Annotated in this window: 21 protein-coding genes and 2 tRNA genes; 22 read left to right on the forward strand and 1 reads right to left on the reverse strand. The window is 68.8% G+C overall.

Annotated features, from left to right (window positions below; all coding sequences use genetic code 11):
* Positions 1 to 4: 4 nt before the first annotated feature.
* Positions 5 to 865, reverse strand: a complete 861-nt coding sequence (locus tag DBR10_RS17130) for an SDR family oxidoreductase (RefSeq protein WP_158273172.1) — start codon at positions 863 to 865, stop codon at positions 5 to 7.
* Positions 866 to 1,015: 150 nt separating this feature from the next.
* Between DBR10_RS17130 and DBR10_RS17135 the strand changes: the two genes are divergently transcribed.
* From DBR10_RS17135 to DBR10_RS17240, 22 genes are all read left to right on the forward strand, one after another.
* Positions 1,016 to 1,090 (forward strand) — tRNA-Gly (locus tag DBR10_RS17135).
* 46 nt (positions 1,091 to 1,136) lie between these two features.
* A tRNA-Gly gene (locus DBR10_RS17140) sits at positions 1,137 to 1,211 on the forward strand.
* A 142-nt stretch (positions 1,212 to 1,353) separates the two neighbouring features.
* Complete coding sequence (locus tag DBR10_RS17145; RefSeq protein WP_108505416.1) at positions 1,354 to 3,108, forward strand: DUF885 domain-containing protein; 1,755 nt, start codon at positions 1,354 to 1,356, stop codon at positions 3,106 to 3,108.
* 119 nt (positions 3,109 to 3,227) lie between these two features.
* On the forward strand, positions 3,228 to 3,545 hold the full coding sequence (locus DBR10_RS17150; RefSeq protein WP_108505415.1) for a PepSY domain-containing protein: 318 nt from the start codon (positions 3,228 to 3,230) through the stop codon (positions 3,543 to 3,545).
* Between the two features lie 12 nt (positions 3,546 to 3,557).
* Complete coding sequence (locus DBR10_RS17155) at positions 3,558 to 4,235, forward strand: response regulator transcription factor (RefSeq protein WP_108505414.1); 678 nt, start codon at positions 3,558 to 3,560, stop codon at positions 4,233 to 4,235.
* Between the two features lie 23 nt (positions 4,236 to 4,258).
* Positions 4,259 to 5,650, forward strand: a complete 1,392-nt coding sequence (locus DBR10_RS17160; RefSeq protein WP_108505418.1) for an ATP-binding protein — start codon at positions 4,259 to 4,261, stop codon at positions 5,648 to 5,650.
* A 185-nt stretch (positions 5,651 to 5,835) separates the two neighbouring features.
* Complete coding sequence (locus DBR10_RS17165; RefSeq protein ID WP_108505413.1) at positions 5,836 to 7,167, forward strand: hypothetical protein; 1,332 nt, start codon at positions 5,836 to 5,838, stop codon at positions 7,165 to 7,167.
* 102 nt (positions 7,168 to 7,269) lie between these two features.
* The gene (ccmI, locus tag DBR10_RS17170; protein WP_108505412.1) at positions 7,270 to 8,388 is read left to right on the forward strand and encodes a c-type cytochrome biogenesis protein CcmI; all 1,119 of its coding nucleotides are present in this window, start codon (positions 7,270 to 7,272) and stop codon (positions 8,386 to 8,388) included.
* Complete coding sequence (gene ccmE, locus DBR10_RS17175; protein ID WP_108505411.1) at positions 8,385 to 8,882, forward strand: cytochrome c maturation protein CcmE; 498 nt, start codon at positions 8,385 to 8,387, stop codon at positions 8,880 to 8,882. Before ccmI ends, ccmE begins: the two co-directional genes overlap by 4 nt.
* On the forward strand, positions 8,879 to 10,861 hold the full coding sequence (locus DBR10_RS17180; protein ID WP_108556531.1) for a heme lyase CcmF/NrfE family subunit: 1,983 nt from the start codon (positions 8,879 to 8,881) through the stop codon (positions 10,859 to 10,861). The genes ccmE and DBR10_RS17180 overlap by 4 nt, the downstream gene beginning before the upstream one ends.
* Positions 10,858 to 11,391, forward strand: coding sequence for a cytochrome c-type biogenesis protein (locus tag DBR10_RS17185; RefSeq protein ID WP_442861127.1), 534 nt, complete (start codon positions 10,858 to 10,860; stop codon positions 11,389 to 11,391). Before DBR10_RS17180 ends, DBR10_RS17185 begins: the two co-directional genes overlap by 4 nt.
* 101 nt (positions 11,392 to 11,492) lie before the next feature.
* Positions 11,493 to 13,061 carry a trypsin-like peptidase domain-containing protein gene (locus DBR10_RS17190; RefSeq protein ID WP_108504081.1) on the forward strand — a complete coding sequence of 523 codons (1,569 nt, stop codon included), beginning with the start codon at positions 11,493 to 11,495 and terminating at the stop codon, positions 13,059 to 13,061.
* A 193-nt stretch (positions 13,062 to 13,254) separates the two neighbouring features.
* Positions 13,255 to 13,926 (forward strand): response regulator transcription factor, encoded by a 672-nt coding sequence (locus DBR10_RS17195; protein WP_108504092.1) that lies wholly within the window; start codon positions 13,255 to 13,257, stop codon positions 13,924 to 13,926.
* A gap of 42 nt (positions 13,927 to 13,968) precedes the next feature.
* Entirely contained in the window at positions 13,969 to 15,375 is a 1,407-nt protein-coding gene (locus tag DBR10_RS17200; protein WP_108556532.1) for a sensor histidine kinase, read from the forward strand.
* Between the two features lie 96 nt (positions 15,376 to 15,471).
* Entirely contained in the window at positions 15,472 to 18,357 is a 2,886-nt protein-coding gene (locus DBR10_RS17205) for a bifunctional [glutamine synthetase] adenylyltransferase/[glutamine synthetase]-adenylyl-L-tyrosine phosphorylase (protein WP_108504082.1), read from the forward strand.
* 125 nt (positions 18,358 to 18,482) lie between these two features.
* Complete coding sequence (locus DBR10_RS17210; RefSeq protein ID WP_108504083.1) at positions 18,483 to 20,147, forward strand: alkaline phosphatase family protein; 1,665 nt, start codon at positions 18,483 to 18,485, stop codon at positions 20,145 to 20,147.
* 107 nt (positions 20,148 to 20,254) lie between these two features.
* Complete coding sequence (locus DBR10_RS17215) at positions 20,255 to 20,668, forward strand: EF-hand domain-containing protein (RefSeq protein ID WP_108489900.1); 414 nt, start codon at positions 20,255 to 20,257, stop codon at positions 20,666 to 20,668.
* A gap of 30 nt (positions 20,669 to 20,698) precedes the next feature.
* Positions 20,699 to 21,259 carry an RNA polymerase sigma factor gene (locus DBR10_RS17220; protein WP_108489899.1) on the forward strand — a complete coding sequence of 187 codons (561 nt, stop codon included), beginning with the start codon at positions 20,699 to 20,701 and terminating at the stop codon, positions 21,257 to 21,259.
* Between the two features lie 13 nt (positions 21,260 to 21,272).
* A complete protein-coding gene (locus tag DBR10_RS17225) occupies positions 21,273 to 21,710 on the forward strand; it encodes a hypothetical protein (RefSeq protein ID WP_108504084.1) in 438 nt (145 codons plus the stop codon).
* Complete coding sequence (locus DBR10_RS17230) at positions 21,707 to 22,192, forward strand: periplasmic heavy metal sensor (RefSeq protein ID WP_108504085.1); 486 nt, start codon at positions 21,707 to 21,709, stop codon at positions 22,190 to 22,192. Before DBR10_RS17225 ends, DBR10_RS17230 begins: the two co-directional genes overlap by 4 nt.
* A 74-nt stretch (positions 22,193 to 22,266) precedes the next feature.
* Positions 22,267 to 23,187 carry a protein-methionine-sulfoxide reductase catalytic subunit MsrP gene (msrP, locus tag DBR10_RS17235; protein ID WP_108504086.1) on the forward strand — a complete coding sequence of 307 codons (921 nt, stop codon included), beginning with the start codon at positions 22,267 to 22,269 and terminating at the stop codon, positions 23,185 to 23,187.
* A partial coding sequence (locus DBR10_RS17240; protein WP_146187869.1) for a sulfite oxidase heme-binding subunit YedZ occupies positions 23,187 to 23,606 on the forward strand: 420 nt, incomplete at its 3' end. The genes msrP and DBR10_RS17240, both read left to right, overlap by 1 nt.

Genomic DNA, 23,606 nt, shown 5'->3' on the forward strand with positions numbered 1-23,606 from the left:
GGCTCTAGCGGCCCGAGGCCAGGATCGCCTTCAGCCCCTCGCGATAGGTCGGATAGTGCAGGGTCCAGCCCAGCTCGGCCTTGGCCCGGGCGTTCGAGACCCGCTTGTTCTCGGCATAGAAGCGCCGGGTGGCGGGCGACAGGCCCAGTTCGTTGAAGGGCAGGTCCGGTGGCACCGGCACGCCGAGCAGGCCGGCCGCATACTCCATCACGTCCTGTGGTGGGGCCGGCTCGTCGTCGCAGAGATTGTAGATGCCGCCCGCCCGGGGCTGGTCCAGTGAGGCCAGCAGGCCCGAGACGATGTCGTCCAGATGGATGCGGCTGAACACCTGGCCCGGCTTGACGATCCGGCGGCCTTCACCGGCTCGCAGGCGGTCCAGCGCGCTGCGGCCGGGGCCATAGATGCCCGGCAGTCGGAAGCTGGTCACCGTCAGGCCCATGCCGCGACCGACCTGACGCCAGTCGCGCTCGGCCCCGACCCGGCGGGCCCCCTCGACCGACTGGGCCTTGAGCGGCGAGGTCTCGAACACCCAACGTCCTTCGAAGTCGCCATAGACGCCGGTGGTCGACAGATAGCCGATCCAGTCGGGAAAGGCCTGGGCCTGGGCGAGGGCGGGAATCACCGATTCCAGCGCCGCGCAGCCGTCCGGTCCGGGCGGGGAGGTGATCAGCACGGCCGTCACACCCGCCATGGCGGCGGCCATCGCTTCGCGGTCGCTTGGGTCGGCCGGGGTGATGCCCGCTGCGCGCAGGGCCTGCGCCTGTTGCGGCGAGCGGGCGGTCGCGGCGATTTCCCAGCCCCGGACGCGCAGGGCTTCAGCGAAAGCGGTCCCCACATAGCCCAGGCCGAACACGAACAGACGCAAGGTCGAAACTCCGCCACCCCAATCCTCAGGGGGCTGATTGAGCGCCGGAAAGAAGCGCCTTCGCAAGCCCTCAAACGCCCCTTGCAAACGGCCAAGCGCTCTGCCATAAGCCGCCTCCTCGTCGCGGGGCGGTTCTTTCGCTTCCACGATGCGGGCGTAGCTCAGTGGTAGAGCACAACCTTGCCAAGGTTGGGGTCGAGAGTTCGAATCTCTTCGCCCGCTCCAGTCTCCAGCCTCCTGGAGAGTGGAACGAGACCCGAGAAATCCGGATGCGGGCGTAGCTCAGTGGTAGAGCACAACCTTGCCAAGGTTGGGGTCGAGAGTTCGAATCTCTTCGCCCGCTCCAATTTCTCCTCTCTCTCTCTCTTTTCCTGACATCGACAGACTTGAGCCCCTGGCCCGCCACGGTCCGGGTTTGGCTGCGGGCTGATTCCTGATCTAACCCTGCGAACAGGTTTTTGCGGGGAGTGCCCATGGCTGTTCGTCGGATGTCGCGCTGGGGCCTGCCGGGCCTGCTGGCGGTTGCCCTGCTGTCTTCTGCGGCCCACGCGGCACCGCAGCCGGGCGACCGGCTGACTGCGGCGGTCAAGGCCTATGAGGCGGCCAATGCCGGGGGCGAGGACGATGACGGCGGCGGGGCTGAGGCCCAGCGCTGGCGGTTGCCGGTCGTCGGTCCGGCGGCCGATGCGGCCCGAAAAGCCCGTCTGGTCCAGGCCCGGAGCCTGCTGGACGGTGTGGACCTCGCCACCCTGACCCCCGACCAGCGGCTGACCGCGCAGATCCTGCGGTTTTCCCTCGATGAGCGGATCGAGGGGCTGGGCTTTGACGAGTCGCGCATGCCGTTCAGCAGTGACGGCGGCTTTGACGTGGCGCTGCTCTATCGCGCGAACGGCATGCGGCTGAAGTCCGAGGCCGAGGCCCGCAAGTGGCTGGACCTGATCGCCACCACGCCGGACTGGTATGCGGTCAACCTCGCCAATGCCCGGCGCGGCATGGCCAGCGGCTTTGTCCAGGCCGTGCCGACCGCCCAGTCGGTGCTGGACCGCGCCCGGCGCACGGCGGCCACGCCGGTCGCCGAAGAGCCGCTGCTGGCCCCCCTGCGGGCCCTGCCGGCCAGTGTACCGGCCGACCGCAAGGCGGTCCTGATCGCCGAGGGCGAGGCGCTTCTGGCCACCCGCATCGCGCCGGCCCGCGCCGGCTTCGTCAGCTTCATGGAAACCGAATACCTGCCCAAGGCGGCCAAGAGCCTGGCGGCCTCGGACCTGCCGGACGGTCGGCGCTACTACGCCTATCTGGCGCGCCGCCACACGACGACGAGCATGACGCCGGACCAGATCCATGACCTCGGCCAAAGCGAGGTGGCCCGTATCCGGGCCCGGATGCAGACGGTGATGACCCAGACCGGCTTTACCGGCACCCTGCCCGAGTTCATCACCTATCTGCGCAAGGATCCGAAGTTCTACGCCACCAGCCGCCAGCAGCTGCTGGAAAAGGCCAGCGAGATCGCCAAGCGCGCCGATGACCAGCTGCCGGCCCATTTCGGCGTGCTGCCGCGCCTGAGCTATGGCGTGCGCCCCGTGCCGGCCAGTATCGAGAAGGGCTACACGACCGGCCGCTATTTCGGCGGCGACCCTAAGGCCGGACGGGCCGGGGGGCTGATGATCAACACCTCCGAGCTGGACCAGCGGGCGCTGTACGAACTGCCGGCCCTGGTGCTGCACGAGGGCGCGCCCGGGCATCACACCCAGACCTCGCTGGCCCAGGAACAGACGGACGTGCCCGAGTTCCGCAAGGGTCTGTATTTCAACGCCTTCGGTGAGGGCTGGGGCCTCTATTCGGAATGGCTGGGAGAGGAGATGGGGATCTATCGCGATCCGTATGAGCTGTTCGGCCGGCTGTCTTACGAGATGTGGCGGGCCTGCCGGCTGGTGGCCGACACCGGCCTGCACTGGAAGCACTGGAGCCTCGAGCAGGCCCGGGCCTGCTTTACGGACAATACCGCCCTGTCACCGGTCAATATCGAGGTTGAACTGGCCCGCTATGTCTCCTGGCCGGGCCAGGCCCTGGCCTACAAGGTGGGCGAGCTGAAGATCCTGGAGCTGCGTCACCGGGCTGAAGCGGCGCTCGGCGACCGGTTCGACGAGCGCCGGTTCCATGATGCCGTGCTGCTGCAGGGGTCCCTGCCGATGGCGGTGCTGGAGCAGCGGATCGATGCCTGGATCGCCGACCAGAAGAAGGGCTAGGGAGCACAGTTCGCCGGTCGGCGGCCATTTGGCCGCTGGGCCCGTGACAGAACGACACACCCCGTTCATAAGCGCTTTGTTCAGTCTCCATTCAGCCGCCGTCCTCTAGATCTGAGCGCATGAAACCGATCCGCGCCCTCTTCGTCGCCGCTGCCCTCGCCGCCGCCCTGCCGGGTGTCGCGTCGGCGCAACGCGGCCCGGACTCGCTGGGCGCCGACTGGCGGGCCCAGCAGGACCAGGCCCGCGGCGGCGTTCAGTCGGGTCGTCTCGTGCCGCTGGCCCGGGTGATCGAGCAGATCGCCCGCCGGACCCCCGGCCGCGTGCTCGACGCCGGCCTCGAAGGCCGCAACTACCGGGTCCGGTGGGCCACCACCGACGGCCGCCGCATCGACTTCATCGTCGATGCCGAGAGCGGCCAGATCCTCAGCGCCAATTAAGGGCCTCTTTGCATGCGTATCCTGCTTGTCGAGGACGATCCCGACCTGACGCGCCAGCTGAAACTGGCCCTGGCCGATGCCGGCTATGCCGTTGATCATGCGCCGGACGGGGAGGAAGCCCAGTTCCTGGGCGAGACCGAGCCCTATGACGCGGTGATCCTCGATCTCGGCCTGCCCAAGGTGGACGGCGTCTCGGTGCTGGAGCGCTGGCGGCGGGGCAATGTCGCCACGCCGGTGCTGATCCTCACCGCCCGCGCCGCCTGGAGCGACAAGGTCGCCGGCTTCGACGCCGGGGCCGATGACTATCTGGCCAAGCCGTTCCACACCGAAGAGCTGCTGGCGCGGCTGCGGGCCCTGCTGCGCCGCTCGGCCGGCCATGCCGCCCCCAGTCTGTCCTGCGGAGCCCTGCGTCTCGACCCCCGCGCCGCCCGCGCGTCGGTCAATGGCGAGCCCCTGCGTCTGACCTCGCTGGAATACCGCCTGCTGCACTACATGATGATGCACCAGGGCCGGGTGATCGGGCGGACCGAGCTGGTCGAGCACCTGTACGACCAGGACTTCGACCGCGACTCCAACACCATCGAGGTGTTCATCGGCCGGCTGCGCAAGAAGCTGGGCTCCGACCGCATCGAGACGGTGCGTGGCCTGGGCTACCGGCTGACGCCCCTGGAAGGCGAGTCGGCGGGGTGAGTCTTCTGACGCGCGTCCGCGACCTGCTCGCGCCGCGCAAGCGCTCGCTGGTCTTTCGCCTCGTCCTGCTGGCCAGTCTCTGGACCCTGCTGGTGGTCGCGGTGGCGGGCGTCTTCGTCAACAGCCAGTTCCGCGACGCCGGCATCCGGCGGTTCGACCAGTCGTTGTCGATGCTCACCGACGACCTCTATGCCGGCACCACGGTCGAGGACGGCGTGGTCAAGGCGCCGTTCCTGGTCGATATCCGGGCGACCCGCGCCTATTCCGGTCGCTACTGGACCCTGTTCGACAGCCCCGGCGGTGGGGTTCTGAAGGCGATCGAGCGGTCGCGGTCGCTGTTCGACAGCGACCTGATGCTCTCGTCAGCCCAGATCGACCAGCTGATGGCGTCGCCGGGCAAGACCCTGTTCCTCGACATGCGCGGTCCGCAGGACAAGCCGCTGCGCGCCGCCGCCCTTCTCGCCCGCCTGCCGGGCCACACGACTCCGGTGGTATTCCTCGCCGCCGAGGACCGCTCGCAGATCGACGCCGATGCCGGGCGGTTCGTGCGCATCACCGCCATGGCCCTGCTGATCCTCGGCGGCGGCCTGATCCTGGCCGTGGTCGTGCAGGTCCGCTTCGGTCTCGCGCCGCTGTTCGAGCTCCGGCGTGAGGTGGCCTCGGTTCGCCGGGGCCAGACCGAGCGCCTGCATGGCCAGTATCCCGAGGAACTCGAGCCCCTGGCTGTGGAGCTGAACGCCCTTCTGGCCCACAACCAGGAAGTCGTCGAGCGCCAGCGGACCCATGTCGGCAACCTCGCTCATGCCCTGAAGACCCCGCTGTCGGTGATGCTGACCGAGGCCTCGCAGCAACCCGGCCCGCTGTCGGCGCTCGTGACCCGCCAGGCTGACGTGATGCGCGAGCAGGTCGACCATCACCTGCGCCGGGCCCGTGCGGCCGCCCGCTCGCAGACCAGCGGCGAGCGGACCCCGGTCGAGCCGATCCTTGACGAACTGGCGGTGACCCTGGAGCGGATCTTCCAGGACAAGGCAGACGGGCAGGGGATCGAGATCGACTGGCGCTGCCCCGATGATCTCTGCTTCCAGGGCGAGAAACAGGACCTGATGGAACTGGCCGGCAATGTGATGGAGAACGCCGGAAAGTGGTGCCGGGGGCGGATCCGGGTCATGGCAACGTCCGTCGGCGAGGCCCGCTGGAGCCTGGTCGTCGATGACGACGGGCCGGGCCTGCCGCCCGAGCGCTGGGCCGACGCGCTCAAGCGCGGCCAGCGTCTGGACGAGCATACGCCGGGATCGGGGCTCGGCCTGTCCATCGTCGATGAACTGTCCCGGGCCTACGGCGGGTCGGTGACACTCGGCGATTCCCCGCTCGGTGGCCTGCGGGTCTCGCTCGATCTGCCGCGGGCACCGGGCTAGAGATTCCCGTCGCACAGGCTGTGTCCAGCGGTGTCAGGGCTGGCTTTGCAAGCCTTTGCCGCATCTGAACTTTTGGCCGTCCGGATTTCCGTGTTCGGCCGAACGATTTTCACGAGATTTCGGAAAGTCTTAACCTCGTTGGCAACATGGTTGACGCTGTCGGTCCTTTGACCCGGCGGAGACTCATGACCGCAATCGCTGCGCACAAACTGCAGATCATCCGGACGCTGGTGCAAACCGCGCCCGATGCTGCGTTGCGCAGCCTCGAACTGGCTCTGTCCGGGGTCGGTGAAGTCGGCGGTCTGGCCCAGGTTCGCGGCCTGGTCGAGGTCGAGACCACCGAGCGTTTCGTCCGCAACAATGTCCTCGCGCCGATCGTGCCGCTGTGCGGGCCGCGAAAGGACGGACTGATCCACTTTCCCCCCGTCGTTCTGGCGCGTCTCTGGAAGGCGCTGAAGACCGTCGCACCCCGCGCCGTCGAGGACGCCGCATCCCGCTGCAATCCCTGGGATCTGGAGCAGGGGGCGCCCGAAGTCTTCGACCAGCTCTGCGCGATGGCCGTTACCGGCCTGCGTGACCCTTCGCAGACCGCTTTCGATTCGCTCCGCGACCTGAGCGAGTGCGAGCAGTTGGCCCGCTGCCTGGAGATTTCCAGCATCGTCCGGACGACCCTGCCGAAGCTGTCGGACTGGGTCAGCAAGATGAGCGGCGAGCGGGCTGCCGCCGCGCGCTTGGCCTATCGCGACGCCTGCGCCATTCGCGACGACGCCGGTCCGATGCTGTTCGACATGATGGCGGCCCAGCTGCCGGACGAATGGCGGATTCTGCGGATTATCTCGGCGGTCATGGACCGGCCGAACGATCGCTACATGGCCAGCTCGGAAGCTGCCTCGTTCGGTGAGAGCGTGCTGACCGACATCGAAACCTCCATTGCCATGATCCGCGATTTCGATCTCGAGCGGGGCGAGAAGATCGGGCGCGAGGCCGGCCATATCGCCCAGCGCGTGGCCTTGCAGATCATTGAGCTCGAGCAGTCCGTGAACCTCGCCAAGGACGGCCCCTGGGGCAAGCGCGTGGCGAAGTTCAAGCAGGCCATCGCCCAGGCCGCCGACATCCGTATGGCGGCCGCCGACCGGGAACTGGCCGAAGCCCTGCCGACGCGGCCGATCTCGATCCTGGGCGGCAAGGGCGGCAAGGGAGTGGCCCTGCTCGACAATCCGCCGGACGAGCGCCGGGTGCGCCGCGCCACCGCCGCCCTGACCTTCATCGCCGAACTGCGTCCCTGCGCCGACAAGAGCGGCTATGGTACGACGCGGATCAAGGCGCTCGAGAAGCTCAATACCCGCCTGGACCAGTATATCGAGGACGTCCTCTATGCGGCCCGGACCGGTGAGGGCGGTGATCCTGCGATCGCCCGGCAGTATCTCGACATCGCCGCCAATCTGATTGCCTACACCCGCGATGACAAAACCGCCGAGATTGTCCGGCGCCGGGCGGCGGCGGCAATCGCGGCCTGAGGCCTGTCTGCCCTCACACTCCCGGACAGCAAGTGTGCCGGAGTAACCCCTTAAGCGCTTTTTTCGCTAACGGCCGAAGCCATTCCCGGCTAACAGGCCCTTATGTTGGCATTCTGGATCTCGGCTGCGGGATTGTCGGCGGCAGCCGGCGCGCTCGTGCTGCGCAGTGCGGCGAAAAGCCGTCTCGTTGTTGCCCCTGAACGAGACGCCCAGCGTCGGCAACTGCTCGAGATCGAGCGGCTGGCCGGCCAGGGTCTTCTTGACGAGGCCGAGCGTCAGGGCGCCCGCACCGAGGCGGCCCGGCGGCTGCTGGCCTCGGCCGATCATGTCGAGGCCTGGCCCTCCGAGGGGGCTGGTCCGCGTCGCATCGCCCTGCTGACGGCCGCCCTGGCGCCGATCGCGGCCCTGGCCACCTATGTGGCCATCGGGTCCCCGGGCATGCCCGACCAGCCCTATGCCGGCCGCGTCGCCGAGTGGCGGGCCACCGATCCCGCCACCCTGGATCCGCCCCGGATTGCGGCGGTTCTGGCCTCCATCGCGGCCGAACGGCCCACCGATCCCGAGCCCCTGAAACATCTGGCCCTGGCGCGTGCCGCCTCCGGCGACCTGCCCGGAGCCGAGCAGGCCCTCCGCCGGGCCGTGCGTCTGGCCCCCGGCCGGGTCGACCTGTGGACCGCCCTTGGCGAAGTCTTCGTCTCCGAGGCCCAGGGCGAGGTCGGCCCCGATGCCCGCCTGGCCTTCGGCGAGGCGCTGAAGATCGATCCCGCTGCGCCCAGCCCGCGCTACTATCTGGCCCGTAGCCGGATCGCCGACGGTGACGTTGCCGGGGGGCTGGCCGACTGGCGCGCCCTGGCAGCAGACCTGCCGTCCGATGACCAGGGCCGCGAGCCGCTCATGCGTGAGATCGCGACCGTCGAGAAGGCCGGCGGCCTGCCTGCACCGGTGGCCCAGCCGGGCGAAACCGAGCAGGTCCAGGGCATGATCGCCGGCATGGTCGAGGGCCTGGCGACGCGGCTCAAGACCGCGCCCGATGACCCCGACGGCTGGGTGCGGCTGGTGAGAGCCTATGCCGTGATGGGCGAGACGGCCAAGCTGGCTGCGGCCCTGGCCGAGGCTTCGGCCCGCTTCTCCGGCGAGCCCAAGGTGCTGGCCGCGCTGCGTCAGGCGGCCCAGACGCCGCCGCAACCAAAAACCGGTCAACAGGACGGGGCAAGGCCATGAGTTTCTGGCCGAAATCCCGCAAGGCCCGGCGTCGTCTGACGATTCTTCTCGCCATCGCCCCGGTCCTCGCCCTGGCGGTCGGACTGGCGCTGTACGGCATGCGCGACGCCATCTCGCTGTTCTACACGCCCGCCCAGGCCCAGGCGGCCAAGGTGCCGGCCGGTCGAAAGGTCCAGCTGGGCGGGCTCGTTCAGGCGGGCAGCGTCGTCAAGCACCCCGGCGGCGATGTCGAGTTCGTGGTCGCCGACCACACCGCCACGGCCCTGGTGAAATTCCAGGGTGACCTGCCGGACCTGTTCCGTGAGGGGCAGGGCATCGTGGCCCAGGGATCGTTTGACGAGTCCGGCACCTTCATCGCCAAACAGGTCCTGGCCAAGCACGACGAGCGCTACATGCCGCGAGAAGTGTCCAAGGCCCTGAAGGAACAGGGCGAATGGCGCGGGCAGGGGGCCGGTGCTCCGGCCTATGCCGCACCGGCCGGGGGTAAGCCATGATCATCGAACTGGGCGCCTTCGCCCTGATCCTGGCCCTCGTGTTTTCGGTGCTGCAGACCGGGCTGTCCGCCGTCGGCGGGGCGCGGCGCTCGGCCGTGCTCGCCGGGGCCGGACGGGGTGCGGCCCTGGCCACCTTCCTGTGCGTGGCGGTGACCTTCGCCGCCCTGGTCCACGCCTTCGTCACGTCCGACTTCTCGGTTGCCAATGTCGCGGCCAATTCCCACACCGCCAAGCCGATGCTGTTCAAGGTGGCCGGGGCCTGGGGCAGCCATGAGGGCTCCATGCTGCTCTGGTGCCTGGTGCTGACGGGCTATGGCGCGGCCATGGCCGTGTTCGGCGCCAGCCTGCCGCCGCGCCTGCGGGCCTATGCGGTGGCGGTGCAGGGGGCGCTGGGGATCATGTTCCTGGCCTATACCGTCTTCGCCTCCAACCCGATGATCCGGCTGGTGGATCCGCCGGTCGAGGGCCGTTCGCTCAACCCGCTTCTGCAGGACTGGGCCCTGGCCGTGCATCCGCCCTTCCTCTATGCGGGCTATGTCGGCTTCTCGGTGGTCTACAGCCTGGCCATGGGGGCCCTGATCGAGGGCCGGGTCGATGCGGCCTGGGCCCGCTGGGTCCGGCCCTGGACCCTCGCCGCCTGGAGCCTGCTGACCATCGGCATCACCCTGGGGGCCTTCTGGGCCTATTACGAGCTGGGCTGGGGCGGCTGGTGGTTCTGGGACCCGGTCGAGAATGCCAGCTTCATGCCGTGGCTGATCGGCGCGGCGCTGCTGCACTCGGCCATCGTGCTGGAAAAGCGCGGAGCCCTGCCGGGCTGGACGGTCTTCCTGGGCCTGGCGGCCTTCACCTTCTCGATGCTGGGAGCCTTCCTCGTGCGCTCGGGCGTGCTGACCTCGGTCCACGCCTTCGCCGTCGATCCGACCCGCGGCGTGCTGCTGCTGATGATGATGGGTGTCGCGGCCGGGAGCGGGTTCCTGCTGTTTGCCCTGCGCGCGCCGTCGCTCAATTCCGGTGGCCTGTTCGCGCCGGTCAGTCGCGAAAGCGCGATCGTGCTGAACAATATCGTCCTGTCGACCGCCACGGCGACCGTCCTGCTGGGCACCCTCTATCCGCTGATCCGCGAGGCCATCGACGGCGAGGCGGTTTCGGTGGGCCCGCCGTTCTTCAACCTGACCTTTACGCCGGTCATGCTGCTGGCCCTGGCCATCCTGCCCGCCGGGCCGCTGCTGGCCTGGAAGCGCGGCGATGCCGGAGCGGTGATGCGCCGGCTCTGGGTGGCCCTGGCGGCGGCCGCGGTGCTGGGCCTGGTGACCTACGGGCTGATCGTGCCCCGCAAGGCGCTGGCCAGCGCCGGTGTGGCCCTGGGCTTCTGGCTGATCGGCGGGGCCCTGGCCGAGCTGGCCGAGCGGGTGAAGCTGCTGCGCGTCCCGCTGGCCCAGACCTGGCGACGGGCCACCGGCCTGCCGCGCGGGGCGTGGGGCACCACCCTGGCCCATGCCGGCATGGGCGTCTTTGTGCTCGGTGCGTCGTTCGAGACGGCCTGGCGGGTCGAGCAGGCCCAGGCGCTCAGCCTTGGACAGTCCTTCAGACTGGGAGCCTACAGCCTGACCCTGCAGGATGTCGGCACCGTCGAGGGCCCGAACTATCTGGCCGAGCGCGGCAAGGTGGCGATCGTCGACCAGGCCGGCCGTCTGGTCTGCGCGGCCCGTCCCGAACGCCGCTTCTATCCCACCGGCGGCCAGACCACGTCCGAGGTGCACATCTGCCCGAAGGGCCTGGACGATCTCTATATCGTTCTGGGCGAGCGCCGGGCGGGCGAGGGCGGCAAGCCGGCCTGGCTCGTGCGCGCCTATGTCAATCCGTGGGTGCGACTGATCTTCCTGGGCCCGCTGCTGATGGCGCTGGGCGGGGCCATCTCCCTGTCTGACCGGCGTATCCGGCTGGGCGTGGGCCGTCGCGCCTCGGAGACTGCCGCGTGAGGGGCTCATCGCTCGGCGCCCTGCGCGCCTTCGCCCTCACCCTGACGGCGGTGGTCTGCATGGCGGCGGCTTCCGAGCCCTCGGAACGCCTGCCTGATCCGGCCCAGGAGGCCCGGGCCCGCACCCTGTTCCGCGAGGTCCGCTGCCTGGTCTGCCAGAACGAGTCGATCGACGACTCCCAGGCCGAACTGGCCGGCGACCTGCGGCAGATCGTGCGCAAGGAAATCGCCCAGGGCCGAACCGATGCCGAGGTGCGGGCTTTCCTGGTGGCGCGCTACGGTGAGTTCGTGCTGCTGAAGCCGCCGTTCTCGGTGGGAAATGCCGCGCTTTGGCTGGCTCCTGCCGGGCTTTTGCTGGCCGGGGGCGGTCTTCTGGTTGCGCTGTTGCGCCGGCGCTCTGCGGCCGGATCCGCTGAAACCGCCGAGGTGGACGCCCTGTCAGCCGAGGAAGAAGCCCGCCTCGCGGTTCTGCTGGAGGGCGACGGCCACGATTGCGCCGAAAAGGGGTCGCAAGAAGACCCTCCCGCGTGATGCAAAGATGTTTCAGGAACCATTGCGCGATATCCGTTCGAGACTAGGTTCTGCAGTGACAGGTCCCGGCGCCGAGCGCCGCGGGTGAGGAAAGACAAGAGATGACCGCTAGGAAGTCGGGTTTCATTCTGGGCGCCGTCGCCGGCGCGGGCGTCGCTGCCGCAGCCCTGGCGGGTGCCGGGATGCGGATGGGGACGGCGGACGCCGCCGAGACGCCCCCGGCCGCCCACGCCGCCATGGCACCGGTTGCCAATTTCGCGCCGCCGCCCGGTGCGCCCATGTCGTTCGCCGACATCTTCGAGAAGGTGTCGCCCGCCGTCGTCCAGATCGACGTGACGTCCAAGGCAGCCGCTTCGCCGCGCCTGCGCATTCCGGGCCTCGAGGGCTTCGACATCGTGCCGCGCGGCCAGAAGCCGGGCGCTGAAGGTGAGGAAGACGCTCCGGCGGCTCCCAAGCAGCAGTCCTCGGGCTCGGGCTTCTTCATCTCGGCCGACGGCTACATCGTGACCAACAATCACGTCGTCGCCGACGCCGACGAGATCAAGGTGGTCATGAAGGACGGCCGCGAGCTGAAGGCCACGGTGGTCGGCCGCGACGAAGGCACCGACCTGGCGGTGATCAAGGTCACCGACCCCAAGGCCAAGGGTGCCGACTTCCCCTATGTCGACTTCGAGAACCAGGCCAAGCCGCGGGTCGGCGACTGGGTCATCACCATCGGCAATCCGTTCGGCCTGGGCGGCACGGCCACGGCCGGCATCATCTCGGCCTATAATCGCGATCTGGGCGACAGCTCGTCGCGCTTCGTCGACTACATCCAGATCGATGCCCCCATCAACCGGGGCAATTCCGGTGGTCCGTCCTTCGACATCTATGGCCGCGTGATCGGGGTCAATACCGCGATCTTCTCGCCGACCGGCGGCTCGGTCGGGATCGGCTTCGCCATTCCCGCCGACGTGGCCGAGTCGACGGCCCGTCAGCTGATCAGTGGCGGCAAGGTCGTGCGCGGCTACATCGGCGCCAACATCCAGGACTTCAATCCCGAGATGGCCGAAGCCCTGGGCATGCCGGACGTCAAGGGCGTGATCATCGCCGAGCTGGTGGCCGGCGCGCCGGGCCAGAAGGCGGGCCTGCTGCCCGAGGACATCGTCACGGCGGTCAACGGTGTCGCCGTGAAGACCGGTTCGGAACTGACGCGCGAAGTCGCCAAGTCCCGCCCGGGCGAGCCGATCAAGCTGTCGGTCCTGCGGGGCGGCAAGCCGCGCACCATCGAGGTCAAGTCGGGCGTCCGTCCGTCGGAAGACTCGCTGGGGGCCGGGGATGACAATGCCGAGGGCGGTGCCAACCCGACCCCCGAAAAGCCCCAGACCCAGAAGTTCGAAGCGCTGGGCCTGAGCCTCGCGCCGATCGATGCGGCGGCCCGCGCGGCCTTCAAGATCGATCCGGACCTCAAGGGCCTGCTGATCACCGGCGTGAAAACCGACTCCGACGCCGGCGAAAAGGGCCTGGCCAAGGGCGACGTGCTGGCCGGGATCAACGGCATGACCGTCGGCTCGGCGGCCGATGTCAACGCAGCGGTGGCCGCCGCGCGCAAGGCTGGTCGCCCCAGCGTGCTGGCCAAGGTGGTCCGTCAGGGGCGCCCGCTGGTCATGGCGCTGAAGATCGCCCCCTGATCCGGCGTCAGCGCTGAAACGATCCAGCCCGCCCCGGATCTCCGGGGCGGGCTTTTTCGTCCGGAGTCTGTCGAAGGTTTAAGGGACGGCTGTCCTCAAAACCGGTATCCAGAGTCCAGATGTCGCGTCCCGGGGTCGAATCGGGAGAACGTGGGTTGTTTCTCCGTTCGACGGACGCATGAGGGGCTGGCTGATGCGTATTCTGATCATTGAAGACGATATCGAGGCGGCTGCGGCCATGAGCCATGGTCTCACGGAGGCTGGCTATCAGTGCGAGCATGCGCCCGATGGCGAGGCCGGCCTGATTGCGGCCGGCAAGGGCGGTTTCGACGTCCTGATCGTCGACCGCATGATGCCCAAGAAGGACGGCGTCGAGGTCGTCGAGACCCTGCGCCGCGAGGGTGACAACACCCCCGTCCTGTTCCTGTCGGCCTTGGGCGAAGTCGGCGACCGCGTCGTCGGTCTGAAGGCCGGGGCTGACGACTATCTGGTCAAGCCCTATGCCTTCCCCGAGCTGATGGCGCGGGTCGAAGCCCTGTCACGCCGGCGCGAAACCGGCGCCGTCGCCACGACGCTGAAGGTCGGCGAGCTCGAGATGAACCTGATCAACCGCACGGTTCACCGCCAGGGCAAGGAGATCGACCTGCAGCCGCGCGAGTTCCAGTTGCTGGAATTCATGATGCGCCATGCCGGACAGTCGGTGACCCGCACCATGCTGCTGGAAAAGGTCTGGGAATATCACTTCGATCCGCAGACCAATGTGATCGACGTCCACATCTCGCGCCTGCGCAGCAAGATCGACAAGGGCTTTGACCGGGCGATGCTGCAGACCGTGCGCGGGGCGGGCTACCGGCTGGATCCCTAGGTGTCCCGGCGGCTTCGCCTGACGGGCATGAAAGTCTAGACCATGCGCATGCCGCGCCTTTTGCGGACGACTCCGTTCCGCCTGACCCTGCTGTTCCTGGCCCTGTTCGCGGCGGCCGCCAGTGCGTTCCTCGGCTACATCTATATCGCGACGGCCGGCGAGGTGAACCGTCGCGCCGATGCCGAGATCAGCCGTGAAATGGAGAGCCTCGAGGCGACCTATCGGGTCGGGGGCCAGGCGACGCTCAACCAGGCGATCATCGAACGGGCCATCGGTGAGCGGCCGTTCGTCTATCTGCTGCTGGATCCGGCGGGCAAGAAGGTCTCCGGCTCGGTCGAGGCCCTGCCGGTCGACAGCTTCAGCGGGCCCGGCCCGGCCTGGGTGACCTTCAAGCTGACTGACCGCAACATCGACGGGGCCGAGATCCGGCGCTCGACCCGGAGTGTGATTGTTCGCCTCGACGGCGGCGAGGTGCTGATGGTCGGCGCCGACGTCCAGGACTCCGAGGACTATGTTCGCAAGATCGTCCGGGCCCTCTGGGGGGCCGGGGCGCTGGTGATCCTGCTGGGCCTGGCCGGCGGGGTGCTGATCAGCCGTAACGTCTCGCGCAGCATGCAGGGGCTGGTGGATCTGGTCACCGCCGTCCAGGCCGGCGACCTGCACGCCCGCGCCAAGGTGCGCGGCGCACGCGACGAGTATGACGAACTGGCCGAGGGCCTGAACGACATGCTCGACCGCATCGAGCGCCTGATGGGCGGCCTGCGCCATGCCGGCGACGCGATCGCCCACGACCTGCGCTCGCCCCTGACCCGGCTGCGGGCCCGCATGGAGGTGGCCCTGATCGATGCCGAGAACGGCAAGGGCGATCCGGTCGCGGCGCTGGAGACGGCCCTGCTCGACGCCGACGGTGTGCTCAAGACCTTCAATGCGGTGCTGGCCATCGCCCGCCTGCAGGCCGCCGGTCAGGCCCCCGACCAGAAGAGCTTCGACTCCTCCGAATTGGCCCGCGACATGGCCGAGCTCTACGAGTTCTCGTGCGAGGACAAGGGGCTGGACTTCAAGGCCGAGATCACCCCGTCGCTGGTCATCCGCGGCAATCGCGAGTTCATCGCCCAGGCCCTGGCCAACATCCTCGACAACGCCATCAAATATACCCCCTCGGGCGGGGCCATCATGCTGCGTGCCCGGCGGCGGTCGTCCGGCGAGCTGGAGTTTTCGGTCACCGACACCGGCCCCGGCGTGCCCGACGAGGACCGGGCCCGCGTCGTCCAGCGCTTCGTGCGGCTCGAAAACAGCCGCAGCGAGCCGGGGGCGGGCCTTGGCCTCTCGCTCGTGCAGGCCGTCGTCGCCTCGCACGGCGGCCGGCTGGAACTGTCCGAAGGCCCCGGTGAATACAACGGCATGGGCCCGGGCCTGCGTGTGGCCCTGGTGCTGCCGAGAGTGGAGTAGGCTCTCCCGGGGCGTGCTGGTGACGACGGCACCCGGGGAACCTCGGCAGCGTGCTGATGCTTGCTGACACGAGCCGGGCGGGCCACGGTGGCCGCCATGACTCGCCTGCTCGACCGCCTGGCCCCCTGCGGCCCGATCCACGATCCCAAGGCCGCCGAGCGGGCGCATGAGGCGATCCTGCGCAAGGTCGGGGAGGCGGGCCTCGCCGGTGTCGAGGCGGCCTGGCCGGCCCTGGCGCCGGTCTTTGCGGCCTCGTCCTATCTGGCCGGACTGGCGCGACGCGATGCGGGGCGTCTGCCCGGGATTCTGCTGGCTGATCCGGTCTCGCGCCTCGACAGCCTGCTGGCCGAGACCGCCACGGTGGCTGCCGAGCCCGATTTCGAGACCGCCCGCCGCCGGCTGCGTGAGCTGAAAGCCGACCTGCACCTGCTGACGGCGCTCTGCGATCTGGGCGGGGTCTGGGATCTTGACCAAGTGACCGGGGCCCTGACCCGGTTCGCCGATGCCAGTCTCAAGGCGGGTCTGGCCCAGGCCGTGCGGGTTGAGGTTTTACGTGGGGCCCTGACGCATGTCGGCGAGGGCGCGGACGGGCCCGCGCCCGGCCTGTTCTGCATCGCCATGGGCAAACACGGCGCCTTTGAGCTGAACTATTCCAGCGATATCGATTTCTCGATCTTCTACGTCCCCGAGCGGCTGCCAGTGGCCGAAGGGATTGAGCCCCAGGGTGTGGCGGTTCGCATCGCCAACCATCTGGGCCGGATTCTGCAGGAGCGCACCGCCGACGGCTATGTGTTCCGGATCGACCTGCGCCTGCGGCCCGACCCGTCCTCGACCCCGCCGGCCATGCCGGTCGATGCAGCCCTCGACTACTATGAGAGCGTCGGCCAGAACTGGGAGCGGGCGGCCCATATCAAGGCCCGGATCGCGGCCGGTGATCCGGACGAGGGCGCGGCCTTCCTGGCCCATCTGCAGCCCTTCATCTGGCGGCGCAATCTGGACTTTGCGGCCATTGCCGACATCCATTCGATCAAGCGCCAGATCCATACCTACAAGGTCGATGACCGCCTGACCGCCAAGGGGGCTGACCTGAAGCTGGGGCGCGGCGGCATCCGCGAGATCGAGTTCTTCGTCCAGACCCAGCAGCTGATCCTCGGCGGACGCCAGCCGGACCTGCGCTCGCCCCGCACCCTGGACGCCCTGGCGGCCCTGGCGGCGGCGGGGCATGTCACCGTCGCCGACGCCGAATGGCTGACGCAGGCCTATCGCGACCTGCGCGCCCTGGAACACCGCGCCCAGATGATCGCCGACGAGCAGACCCACAAGCTGCCGGAGTCCGATGCCGACCGTAAGAAGGTCGCGGCCCTGTGGGGCGAGGGCAATCTGCGGTCGTTTGATGCGGCGGTCGGCAGGATCCTCAAGGGCGTCAACCAGCGCTACGGCCGGTTGTTTGCGGGCGAGGAGGCGTTGTCGTCGCGCTTCGGTTCGCTGGTCTTTACCGGGGTCGAGGATGATCCCGAGACTCTTGCCACGCTCAAGCGCATGGGTTTTTCCAGTCCAGAGCGGGTGGCGGCGACCATTCGCGGCTGGCACCACGGCCATATTGCCGCGACCCGCACCGAGCGGAGCCGCGAGCTGTTCACGCGCCTGGCTCCGCGCCTGCTGGACGCCGCCAATGCCACCGGCGCGCCCGACACCGCCTTCAACCGTTTTGCGGACTTCTTCGGCTCGCTGAGCTCGGGCGTGCAGATCCAGTCGCTGTTCCTGGCCCAGCCGCGCCTGTTCGAGCTGATCGTCGAGGTCATGGCCTTCGCGCCGCGCCTGGCCGCGACCCTGGCCCGGCGGCCGACCGCGCTGGACGCCCTGCTGGACCCGGCCTTCTTCGGCAGCATGGCCGTGCCCGAGACGGCGCCCTGGGATCCGGACGATTTCGAAGGGGCGATGAACGCCGCCCGCCGGCTGTTCCGCGACCAGAGCTTCCGGATCGGCGTGCGGGTGATGAGCGGCACCGCCGATGCCCGCGACGTCGGGGCGGCCTTTGCCGGGCTGGGCGACCTGATCGTGGCCGGTCTGGCCCCGGCGGCTCTGGCCGAGACGGTGCGGCTGGGCGGCGACTTCCCGGGCGAGGTGGCGGTGGTGGCCCTGGGCAAGGCCGGATCGCGCGAGATGACCGCCAAGTCCGACCTCGACCTGATGACCCTCTATGCGGCGCACGAGCCGGCAGCGATGTCGGCGATCAAGGGCTGGGGAGCCGAGAGCTTCTATGCCCGCTTCACCCAGCGCCTGACCTCGGCCCTCTCGGCCCCGACCGGAGAGGGGACCCTCTATGAGGTGGACCTGAAGCTGCGCCCCTCCGGCACCAAGGGACCGGTCGCTGTCAGCTTTGCCGCCTTCGAAGACTATTACGCCCGCGAGGCCGAGACCTGGGAACTGCTGGCCATGACCCGGGCGCGGGTGATCTGGGCCAGTTCGCCGGCCTTCCAGGCCCGGGCCGAGGCGGCGATCGAGGCGGCCCTTCGCCGGCCGCGCGATGCGGACCGGACCGCCCTCGATGTGCTGGAGATGCGGGCCCTGATGGAGCAGGAGCGGCCCGGCAGCGGCATCTGGGATCTGAAGCTGTCGCCCGGCGGCCTCGTCGATATCGAGTTCGTCGCCCAGTTCCTGCAACTGCGCCACGCCGCCGGGGGCGGCCCCCTCGCCCAGAACACCGGCGAGGCCCTGGCGGCCCTGCGCGCGGCCGGCCTGGGCGAGGCGTCAGCCCTGTCGGCGCTTGAGACCGCCTGGCGGCTGGAGCAGGACCTGTCGCAACTGCTCAAGGTGGCGCTCGAGGACGGGACCGATCCTGAGCTGGAACCGAAGGCCTTCAAGGCCATGCTGGCCAGGGCCGGACACGCGCGCACCTTCGCCACGCTGAAAACCCGGCTGGCCAGGGCCAAGCAGGAGGCCCGGGCGGCGTTCGAGACGGTGGTGCGGGTGGAGTCCTGAGCCCGGGCCACAGTCGCAAAACCGCAACCGTGTGGTGGTAACTGGTCTATACCAATTCACGGTGGATGGCCGGCTCCAGCAGGATGGCCGCGGTCCAGCGTGCTGGTCAGTTTCCGGAGCCCGCCATGACCCACCCCATCCGCTACCTCGCCACCGCGATCGCCCTGATCGCCGGTCTGGCCTGCGCAAGCTCTGCCCTGGCTGACAGTGCGCGCAAGGTTGAGCATGTGATCATCATCGGCGTAGACGGCCTCAGCCCCGACGGGGTGATGAAGGCCCAGACGCCGATCCTGCAGGACATGATGAAGCATGGCAGCTGGAGCCTGCATGCCCGGGGCGTGCTGCCCACCACCAGCGGGGCCAACTGGGCCTCGATCCTCAACGGAGTGGGGCCCGAACAGCATGGCGTGACCAGCAATGACTGGAAGGTGGGCGAATTTAACTTTCCCTCTTCGGTCACCGGGTCGGGCGGCTTCTTCCCGTCGATCTTCCAGGTGCTGTTCGACCAGCAACCGCAACTGGAAGTGGGCTCGATCTATCAGTGGGACGGCTTCGGCAACCTCTATGACCACCGGTTCGTGGACTATGACGTCAATTCCAAGGACGAGGCCGACACGGCGGCCCTGGCCATCGCCTATATCAAGGCCCGCAAGCCCGGCCTGCTGTTCGTGCACTTCGATGACGTCGATCATGCCGGGCACGAATTCGGCCATGGAACGGCGCGCTACTACGACGCCGTGGCCAGGGTCGACACGCTGATCGGCCAGATTCGTCAGGCGACCGAGGTGGCCGGGATCGCCGACCGGACGGTGATCCTGGTCACCTCCGATCACGGCGGTGTCGGCAAGGGCCACGGCGGGGAAAGCCTGGCCGAGCTGGAGATCCCCTGGATTGCCTATGGCCAGGCCATCAAGCCGGGCGTCCAGCTTGACCTACCGATCAACACCTTCGACACCGCGGCGACCACCGCCTGGCTGCTGGGGGCGAAGATCCCCTATGCCTGGCTGGGCCGGCCGGTGACGCCGATCCTGAAGGGCGAAGCCGCGCCGGAGCAGGCCTATCGCTCCAGCAGCTTCTACGCCTCGCCGGTGATCGCGCCGGCCCGTGACGGAACCGCGACCGCCGGCGGGCTGTTCGTCGCCGAGACAGTCCAGATGACCCTCAGCAATCCCAACCCGGTGGGCGAGATCCGCTACACTCTGGACAGCAGCTTCCCGACACCCGCCTCGCCGCTCTATGCCGGCCCGGTTACGATCCGCCGAAATACGATCGTGCGTGCTACCCTGTTCGTCGACAGTCAGGCCGCCAGCGTTCCGGCGACCGGCTTTTTCCGGATGCTGGACCCAAAGACCGCCGTCGCCTCCGGCGTGACCTGGAAGGCCTATCTGCTGCCGGAGGGGCCGGTGCGGCTGCCCGATTTCACGCGGCTGCAGCCCGCGGCTTCCGGCACCGCCCACGAGATCTCGCTGACCGGGCTGAAACTGCCCCGCGAGGACAGCGTCGCCGTGGTGTTCGAGGGTGACCTGCAGATCGCGGCCGCCGGGACCTATGGCTTCTCCCTGGCCTCGGACGACGGCAGCAAGCTCTATATCGACGGCAAGCCGGTGGTCGACAATGACGGAGACCACGGTGTGCTCACGGCCGGTGGCAGCATCGACCTGACGCCCGGCAAACACGCCATCCGGGTGGAGTGGTTCAACGGCGGCGGCGGTGCCTGGCTGGGGGCCTATGTCCAGGGGCCAGGCCTTCCCCGCCAGTTCATCGACCCCAACGGGCTGACGCCGCGCTAGAGCAAAGGTCTTCGGTCGAAGGCCTGTGCGGTCCAGCGACGGAAACCGGATCTGTCTCCGTTGAAGGTCTGTGGGACGGGGGCGTCCGATAGATCTGGAGACCAAAGATGAAGCTGAAACTTACCCTGATCGGCCTTGCCGCCGTGATGATCGCGACGCCGGTCCTGGCCGGGGGGCAGCACGGCCCGAAGCTGGATACGAACGGCGACGGCAAGGTCACCCAGAGCGAATTCCAGGCGGGACGCTCAGCCCAGATGCTGGCCCTCGACAGCAACAAGGACGGCAAGCTGTCCCGCGCGGAGTTTGCAGCCCTCGGTGAGGAACGGGCCAAGGCCAAGCGCGAACGCCGGGCCGACCGCATGTGGTCCCGGCTCGACAGCGACAAGGACGGTGTCCTGTCGCGCGCCGAGATGGACGGGGCTCTCGCTGCCCGCTTCCAGCGCATGGACTCCGACAAGGACGGTGTCCTGAGCGCTTCGGATTTGAAGTCCGGTCGTGATCGTAAGAAGGTTGGTCTCTGATCGATGCGACTTCGGGCGGCGAGGTGACGATTGACGTCGCAGGGGAGCGATCCCGACGAGGCATTGCTGGCGGACGTCGGGCGGGGCGACCCGCGTGCCGTTCGCCAGCTGCTGGATCGGCGGTTGCCCCGTATCCTCGCCCTGGCGCGGCGTATGCTCAACGACTCCGGCGAAGCCGAGGACGTGGCGCAGGAGACCTTCCTGCGGGCCTGGAAACAGGCCCGGTCCTGGCAGCCGGGTGCAGCCCGGTTCGATACCTGGCTGCACCGGGTGGCCCTGAACCTGTGCCGCGACCGGCTGCGGCGCCGTCGCGACGTGGTGATGGCCGAGCCCCCCGAGCAGGCCGATCCCGGCCCGCGCCCCGATGCCGGAGTGCTGGGGCGCGAGGTCTCGCACCGGGTCGAAGCGGCCCTGGCGGCCCTGCCGGCCCGTCAGCGCGAGGCGATCGTCCTGTGCCATCACCAGGGCCTGGGCAATATCGAGGCCGCGGCCCTGATGCAGGTCAGTGTCGAGGCGCTGGAAGGCCTGCTGGGACGCGGTCGGCGTGCCCTGAAGGCCGCGCTGGCCGACCTGACGCGGGACGCCGGATGATGGAGATGCCACGATGAGCGAGATGAGCCTCTCACGGGATCGCTTTCTGGCCCTGGCTGAAGCCTACGGCGGTGACATTGCCCGCTGGCCCGAGCCCGAGCGTGAGGCGGCGCGGGCCCTGCTGTTGCAGGACCCGCAAGGCCTTGGACACCATCTGGAAGCGGCGGCCGCGCTGGACCGTCTGCTCGACCTGGCCCCGGCCGGTGCGGTGGATGCGGCCCTGCTGGGCCGTCTGGTTTCGGCCGCACCGCGTCCCGCAGCCTCCGCCTGGCGCTGGATCGCCGGGCTCGGTGCGGCCCTCGGTCTCGGCGTCTCGGCCATGGCCGGGGTTACGGTGGGCGTTGTCCTGGCCGGCCATGACCGGGAGGACCTGAGTGCCGACGCGCTGATCGCGTCGTCGGTGGACGGGGGTGACGCGACCGACAGTCTCGAGGAGCCCGCAGCATCATGATCTCGACCCGAACCCTGACCGTGGCCCTGATCGTGTCGGGCGCACTGAACCTCTTCCTGGTCGGCGGCATTGCGGGCGCGGCCTTCATGCGTCACCGGATCAAGGCCGAGTATCCGGTGGTCGGTGCCGTGACCGGGCGCGCGCCGCTGTGGACGGCCGGGCGTGGCCTGACGGTCGAGCACCGGCAGGGCCTGCGGGCGGTGGTGCGCGAGGCCAATCAGGCCAATCGCGACGCCGTGCGGCAGGCACGATCGGAACGCCGTGCGGTCTGGAAGAGCTTTGCCGACGAGCCGTTTGACGCGGCCGCCGCCTCACGCCGGCTTGCCGCGGCGCGCGAACTGGACGTCCAGACCCGTGGCCGGGTGGACGAGGCGCTGGTGGGCTATGCCGCTACCCTGCCGGCCGGGGAACGGGCCGCTCTGGCAGACGGTCTGCAGCGCCTGCAGTCCGCCCGGGGCGGTGATCGGCCGCCCCGGCACTGATATTTCAAAATCGGCGTAACCAAACGGCGCGGTGATCCGTATCTTGGACGAAGTGTTCTTTTCCGGAGCCCGCCATGCTGATCCGCCAAGCCCCCGACCTGAGCGAAAACGAGGTCACCGGCCAGGACCTCTATCTGCGGCGGCGGTCCTTCATCGCCGGAGCAGCCGGACTGGGCCTTGCCGGTCTCGGCGGGGCAGCGGCCGCTGCGCCCCTCAACTTCTCGAAGGGCTTTTCCACGAAAGAGCCCCCGACCTCGCGCGAGGATGTCACCACCTACAACAACTTCTATGAGTTCGGGGTCGACAAGAGCGATCCGGCTGAGAACGCCGGCAAGCTCAAGACCCGGCCCTGGACCGTGCGCATCGACGGCGAATGCGAAGCCCCCCGCACGGTCGGAATCGAAGACCTGATCAAGGCCAACAAGCTTGAGGAGCGCATCTACCGGATGCGCTGTGTCGAGGGCTGGTCGATGGTGATCCCGTGGGCCGGCTTCCCCCTGAAGGACCTGCTGGCGACGGTCAAGCCGACGTCGAAGGCCAAGTTCGTCGCCTTCGAAACCCTGGTGCGGCCGTCGGAAATGCCGGGCCAGGCCTGGAACACCCTGGACTGGCCCTATCGCGAAGGCCTGCGGATCGATGAGGCCACCCATCCGCTGACCCTGATGGCGGTCGGTCTCTATGGCGAGACCCTGCCCAACCAGAACGGCGCGCCGCTGCGGCTGGTGGTGCCGTGGAAGTACGGCTTCAAGGGGGCCAAGTCGATCGTCCGGATCACCCTGACCGAGCGCCAGCCCGCCACCGCATGGAACCGCCTGGCTCCGCGCGAGTACGGCTTCTATTCCAACGTCAATCCGGCGGTTGATCATCCGCGCTGGTCCCAGGCCACCGAGCGCCGGATCGGCGAGTTCCGCCGCCGCGAGACCCTGCCGTTCAACGGTTATGGCCAGTATGTCGCCGATCTCTATCGGGGCATGGATCTGAAGACCTACTACTGATGGAACCGACCAGGGCGGCGAGAAAACGCCCCTCGCGACTGCAGGACAACCTGGTCTATGGCCTGGTCTGGCTAGCCTGCCTTGCGCCCCTGCTGTGGCTGGCCTGGAAGGGCTTTGCCGGCGATCTGGGGGCCAATCCGATCGAGAAGCTGATCCGGCAGCTGGGGGTCTGGGGTCTGCGACTGCTGCTGGTCGGTCTGGCCATCACCCCGGCGGCGCGGATTTTCCGGCAGCCGCGTCTCATCCGCTTCCGGCGGACGGTCGGCCTGTTCGCCTTCGCCTATATCGTGCTGCACCTGTTCAGCTATGTCGGGGTCGACCTCTATTTCGACCTCGGCCAGCTGTGGAAGGACATTCTCAAGCGGCCCTTCATCACCCTGGGCATGCTCGGCTTGGTGCTGCTGATCCCGCTGGCGGTG

The organism is Caulobacter sp. HMWF025, from assembly GCF_003060965.1.
GTDB lineage: Bacteria > Pseudomonadota > Alphaproteobacteria > Caulobacterales > Caulobacteraceae > Caulobacter.

Bases quoted from the DNA above. Each gene is read 5' to 3' on its own strand.
- DBR10_RS17145 (WP_108505416.1), top strand. From the start codon at position 1,354: ATGTCGCGCTGGGGCCTGCCGGGCCTGCTGGCGGTTGCCCTGCTGTCT.
- DBR10_RS17150 (WP_108505415.1), top strand. From the start codon at position 3,228: ATGAAACCGATCCGCGCCCTCTTCGTCGCCGCTGCCCTCGCCGCCGCC.
- DBR10_RS17155 (WP_108505414.1), top strand. From the start codon at position 3,558: ATGCGTATCCTGCTTGTCGAGGACGATCCCGACCTGACGCGCCAGCTG.
- DBR10_RS17165 (WP_108505413.1), top strand. From the start codon at position 5,836: ATGACCGCAATCGCTGCGCACAAACTGCAGATCATCCGGACGCTGGTG.
- ccmI (WP_108505412.1), top strand. From the start codon at position 7,270: ATGTTGGCATTCTGGATCTCGGCTGCGGGATTGTCGGCGGCAGCCGGC.
- ccmE (WP_108505411.1), top strand. From the start codon at position 8,385: ATGAGTTTCTGGCCGAAATCCCGCAAGGCCCGGCGTCGTCTGACGATT.
- DBR10_RS17180 (WP_108556531.1), top strand. From the start codon at position 8,879: ATGATCATCGAACTGGGCGCCTTCGCCCTGATCCTGGCCCTCGTGTTT.
- DBR10_RS17190 (WP_108504081.1), top strand. From the start codon at position 11,493: ATGACCGCTAGGAAGTCGGGTTTCATTCTGGGCGCCGTCGCCGGCGCG.
- DBR10_RS17195 (WP_108504092.1), top strand. From the start codon at position 13,255: ATGCGTATTCTGATCATTGAAGACGATATCGAGGCGGCTGCGGCCATG.
- DBR10_RS17200 (WP_108556532.1), top strand. From the start codon at position 13,969: ATGCGCATGCCGCGCCTTTTGCGGACGACTCCGTTCCGCCTGACCCTG.
- DBR10_RS17205 (WP_108504082.1), top strand. From the start codon at position 15,472: ATGACTCGCCTGCTCGACCGCCTGGCCCCCTGCGGCCCGATCCACGAT.
- DBR10_RS17210 (WP_108504083.1), top strand. From the start codon at position 18,483: ATGACCCACCCCATCCGCTACCTCGCCACCGCGATCGCCCTGATCGCC.
- DBR10_RS17215 (WP_108489900.1), top strand. From the start codon at position 20,255: ATGAAGCTGAAACTTACCCTGATCGGCCTTGCCGCCGTGATGATCGCG.
- DBR10_RS17225 (WP_108504084.1), top strand. From the start codon at position 21,273: ATGAGCGAGATGAGCCTCTCACGGGATCGCTTTCTGGCCCTGGCTGAA.
- DBR10_RS17230 (WP_108504085.1), top strand. From the start codon at position 21,707: ATGATCTCGACCCGAACCCTGACCGTGGCCCTGATCGTGTCGGGCGCA.
- msrP (WP_108504086.1), top strand. From the start codon at position 22,267: ATGCTGATCCGCCAAGCCCCCGACCTGAGCGAAAACGAGGTCACCGGC.